This is a genomic window from Planosporangium spinosum (assembly GCF_049999945.1).
Lineage (GTDB): Bacteria > Actinomycetota > Actinomycetes > Mycobacteriales > Micromonosporaceae > Planosporangium > Planosporangium spinosum.
This window is the reverse complement of sequence record NZ_JBLYUB010000061.1, coordinates 1-4,530: the sequence shown is the minus strand read 5'-3', so window position 1 is coordinate 4,530 and position 4,530 is coordinate 1. Positions and strand designations below refer to the sequence as shown.

Genomic DNA, 4,530 nt, shown 5'->3' with positions numbered 1-4,530 from the left:
ACCTGGTCGCCGCGCTTGAGCTTGTACAGCAGGTAGAAGATTCCCGGCTCGTGGTAGCCGTCGACGTGCCCGACGATCACGGCGGCGCCCGGCTCGCCCGGGGTCGGGCCGAGGGAGTACCAGCCGGCCTGCATCGGGTCCTCCACCGGCGGTGTCTCCAGTCCGCCGTCGGCGGTGAGCCCGAGCGGGATCAGCGACGACTCCGCGTCGATGGTCGGAACCGTCACCCGGACCGGTACCGACCGGGGCAGCGCCGCCACGGTGGGTCCCGGCGGCGGCGGGGCGGGCCGTCCCGCCGACCGGTGGGTCGGCGGGACGGCCCCGACAGCCTGGGACGGAACGGATGCGACCAGCATCTGGGTGACCGGGCCGACGGTCAGCAGCGCGGCCAGGATGAGAAACATCCCGGTCACCCTGCTACGGAACGGACGCAGCCGATACCTACTCATTCACGGCCCGACGGTGACGCGCCATGACCAGGCCACCCGCGCCGAGCAGGCCCGCGCCGGCCAGCGACAGCAGCAGCGTCGGGTCGCCTCCGCCGGTGTCCCCGGCGGTGCCGCCACCACCGGCGCTGACCGCGCCCTTCGGTACCGCCGTCACCGTCGCCGTCGCCGTCGCCGTTTCTGTCGCGGTCGCCGTCGGGGTGGCCCCGGCCAGCGGACGATTGGCCGCACCGCCACCGCCGGCGCTGACCGCGCCCTTCGGTACCGCCGTCACCGTCGCCGTCGCCGTCGCCGTTTCTGTCGCGGTCGCCGTCGGGGTGGCCCCGGCCAGCGGGCGGCTGGCCGCCGCGGCGCCGCCGGCGCCGCTGAGCACCGCGACCCCGACCGACGCCGCCACCACCGCGGGCGCTGCCACCACCGGCAGCCGCCGCCATGTTTTACCGCGAACGGGACGCCGCGCGGCGGACAGGGACTTGACGTAGAAAAGCTTCCGAGCCATCTTGTGCACCATTCCCCTCTGAGATCACAAAGTCCGGGTACTGACCTGGAACCGTCCGGTACTGACCTGGAACTACTGGGGTTTCGCGTGGTAAGACGACGCGTGGTGCGAACAACGCCGGGAGTCCGAGGCGGCCTACGCCATCGGTACTAGGCCGACGGTATGTGCGGTACCCGGATCATGGCGAGCCATTCACCACGGCACCGGATAACTGGACCAATTTCTCCACCGGGTTACCAGCGGGTGAGGAGCGGGTCAGGCAGCCACCCCACCGCACCGGCACACCATCCGACACGAATGACGTACCGACGGTACGTACCGACTCACGGTGCGTGAATGTCCCCGCGCTCCGGCGTATCCGCTCCTGACCTGTTCCCCCCTACGGCGCCACGGCCCGCCCGCCGACCACCTCATGCCGGGCCGATAGGCAGGTGCCCCGCGTGATCGAGCCCGCCATCGACGCCCGGCAACACCAGTGATGCCGGGTCGCCAGGTTGCCGGTCCGGGTCTGATTCGCAGCCAGCGGCCGGGTGTCGCGGGCACGTGCCGATGGCGTCACCTGCCTGGTACGCCTGGTGTGCGCTGCGCCAGTAGCGAAGGTGCGCGGCATCCATGCGGCGGATGGCGAACCCGCCGCACCTGCCGCACACGCACGCGTCGGGCAACCAGGACGGCCGTGCCGCCGCGGCGGTGAGCTGCTCGACCCACTCCCCCAGGGCCAGCAGGTCGTCGTCGCCGCGCAGGTGCTTGTGGTGCAGGCAGCCCGGTCCGTGGGCCTTCGCCTGCCACGGTCGGCGGTCCGTCCACTGCCGACACACGTCACTGCAGTACACCGGGATCGTGGCCAGGGCCACGAGCGGCACGCCGTGCTGGAACGGCGTGAGGTCCACGCAGTCGCCCCGTACCAGCAGCGCGTGCAGCAGGAACGAGGGCATCAACCCGCAGCGCGCCGCCTCCCCGACAAGATCGACGGTGCGCAGGTCGTCGACGGTGGCGAGCCGGTGTACCGTGGCGAGGGCGGCGGCGGTGGCACCGAGTTCGGTAAGCCACCGGTCGGCCCACGACAGGCCCAACCACCTGAACGCCTCAGCCGAGTCCGGTTCGCTCTCCATGGCCTGATTCTGGAGGCCCGGACGCAGCCCCGCACCCGACTACCGGGCGTTGTCGGCGCATTCTGGCGACCACCGTCCAGGACCGGATCGGCGCTGACCGAACGGGCCGCGCCCACCGGCTGAGTCTGGAGGCACAACCGCACGACGGCGGCGTGTCGTTCACCCCCACCCGCCGGGCCGGCTGACGCGTCCGGACCGCCCGCGCCGCGGGACGGCGCATCCGCCCACTCTGCTGAGTCGCTCACCGGTGGGCCACCCGCGAAAGACCTGCTCCCCCGGCCACTCACACCGGTTGCGTCACCCCCACCGGTGAGGGAACCTGGAACAGGTGGCAGCCCGGGTCGCCGCCGGCCTGTGCGTCGCGCCGGCAGTCACGACACTCCGACCGCCGGTGGCGATCCGAGGAAGCGGCTGATGTGTCCCTCATCCATCCCTGGCGGCTACCTCGACGGTCTCGCCGAGGTAGCCGCCCACCCGCACGCCGCTGTTCCTCCATTGAGGATCTGCCGACGGATGTCGGTCGCGGCGGCACCATCTCATCGGCGTGGTCGCGCCAGCGGCAGGCCGGCCCGACCAGCAGACCACCAGCGCGCCCGGGAACGTGACCACGATGACCGCCATCGGCTACGACGCGCCCCGCCGCCGTGGCGACGATGACGCCCCGGACTCGATCGAGGGCTTCGCGCTACCCGGCGCGGACCTGACGCCCGACGAGCCACCATGACCGTGGTGGTCCCGATGGGCCGCCGACAGCCGTGGTGGTCCCGATGGGCCGCCGACAGCCGGCTGGCACGGCGCTCGGTGGCGAGGAGTAGCGTCGGGACTGGATACGGGAGATTTCCGACGGCCCCGGCGTGGTGGGGCGCCGGTGCGGCCTGAGCCCGCCACGGAGGCGGACAGGAGGACCGCCATGCACCTGTTCACCGTCGAGCTGACCAGCCAGCCGGGCGAACTGGCCCGCCTCGGCGAGACCCTCGACCGGCGCGGCGTCCACCCCGAGGCGGGTGGCGCGACGATCGGCGGCCGCGGAGTGGTCTACCTGACCGCCAACAACGAGGATGCCGCCCGCAGCGCCCTCGACGGCGCGAACCTGCCCTACGCCCAACACCCCGCCCTGCAGGTCAAGTGCCCCGATCGGCCCGGCGAAGTCGGCCGGTTCGTCCGCAAGCTGGCCGACGCCGACATCAACGTCGAGGGCCTGCTTCCCATCTCGATCACCGGCGGCGAGGTCGTCTTCGCCACCTGCGTCGACAAGCCCGACGAGGCCCGCCGGATTCTCGGCGAGCAGGTCATCGGCTGACCGACCACCCACCGTCGCCAGCGGTACGGGGCCGCAGCATCGCGGCCAGAGGTTCCCGGCGGCGTACCGGCTCGGCGGTTGCCGCCCGGCGCCCTCCAGCATTGAATCGCGCGCATACATCCTCGGTCGCCGGCTCAGCCGTCCTGATGGCCGCGCCGGGCGAAGCCGGGCCGAGGACGGAGTGCGCCGTGGGGGCCGAAAGACCCTACGAGTAGGGACCTTCACGCCACTGGCACCGACGGCAACACGGCCGATACTGGCAGACGTGGGATGGCCGCACACGGGCCCAGGCCACGAGCGCGGCGTAAATCCGCAGTCGTGGTAGCCAGCAGGCCCGCACAGAGGCAACGGCCACGGGCGATCCGGCCACGGCCGCCCGTACCGGATGGGACCCGACCACCGACGTACCGCCTCGGTTTGCCGGCCACGAGGTTTCCGACCCAGCGAACGGGATATCCCATGCGCGGCCTGTAGGCACGCCCCGCCGGAGCGGCGGACGGACAGGCCGCGCACCGGAAGACGTGATTGATCATGTTCGAGCAGTTCACCGACCGAGCCCGGCGGGTGGTCGTCCTGGCCCAGGAGGAAGCCAGGATGCTCAACCACAACTACATCGGCACCGAGCATCTCCTGCTGGGCATCGTCCGCGAGAGTGAGGACCCCCACGGAGGTGGCGATGTGGCGGCCGAGGCTCTGGAGAGCCTGGGCATCTCGCTGGAGGGTGTGCGCCAGCAGGTCACCGAGATCATCGGCCAGGGACAGCAGGCGCCCAGCGGGCACATCCCGTTCACGCCGCGTGCCAAGCATGTGCTGGAGCTGGCGCTGCGGGAGGCGCTCCAGCTCGGTCACCACGACATCGGCACCGAGCACATCCTGCTCGGTCTGATCCGCGAGGGTGAGGGCATCGCCGCCCAGGTGCTGGCCACGCTGGCCACCGACCCGGGCCTGATCCGCCTTCGGGTCATCCAGTTGCTGTCGGGTTACCAGGACAGCGAACGGGCCGAGGCCGGCTCTGGTCCCGGCACGTCGGGTCGGGCCTGGTCGCGGGTGCTCGACCAGTTCGGGCGCAACCTCACGCAGGCTGCCCGCGAGGGCAAGCTCGACCCGGTCATCGGGCGTGAGAAGGAGATCGAGCGGGTGATGCAGGTGCTCTCCCGCCGTACCAAGAACAAC

Annotated in this window: 6 protein-coding genes; 3 read left to right on the top strand and 3 right to left on the bottom strand. The window is 71.7% G+C overall.

Features of this window, described 5'->3' with window-relative positions:
- The 3 genes from ACNTMW_RS34125 to ACNTMW_RS34115 form a co-directional block, all read right to left on the bottom strand.
- On the bottom strand, positions 1 to 404 hold a 404-nt coding region (locus ACNTMW_RS34125; RefSeq protein WP_426638201.1), incomplete at its 3' end, for a sortase domain-containing protein.
- Positions 405 to 441: 37 nt separating this feature from the next.
- Positions 442 to 861 (bottom strand): LPXTG cell wall anchor domain-containing protein, encoded by a 420-nt coding sequence (locus ACNTMW_RS34120; RefSeq protein WP_426638200.1) that lies wholly within the window; start codon positions 859 to 861, stop codon positions 442 to 444.
- Between the two features lie 494 nt (positions 862 to 1,355).
- Positions 1,356 to 2,057, bottom strand: coding sequence for a hypothetical protein (locus ACNTMW_RS34115; RefSeq protein WP_426638198.1), 702 nt, complete (start codon positions 2,055 to 2,057; stop codon positions 1,356 to 1,358).
- A 544-nt stretch (positions 2,058 to 2,601) separates the two neighbouring features.
- Here ACNTMW_RS34115 and ACNTMW_RS34110 point away from each other — a divergent pair.
- From ACNTMW_RS34110 to ACNTMW_RS34100, 3 genes are all read left to right on the top strand, one after another.
- Positions 2,602 to 2,781, top strand: coding sequence for a hypothetical protein (locus ACNTMW_RS34110; protein WP_426638197.1), 180 nt, complete (start codon positions 2,602 to 2,604; stop codon positions 2,779 to 2,781).
- A gap of 186 nt (positions 2,782 to 2,967) precedes the next feature.
- A complete protein-coding gene (locus ACNTMW_RS34105) occupies positions 2,968 to 3,357 on the top strand; it encodes a hypothetical protein (RefSeq protein WP_426638196.1) in 390 nt (129 codons plus the stop codon).
- Positions 3,358 to 3,888: 531 nt separating this feature from the next.
- Positions 3,889 to 4,530, top strand: a 642-nt coding sequence (locus ACNTMW_RS34100; protein WP_426638195.1) for a Clp protease N-terminal domain-containing protein, incomplete at its 3' end; no start/stop codon positions are given.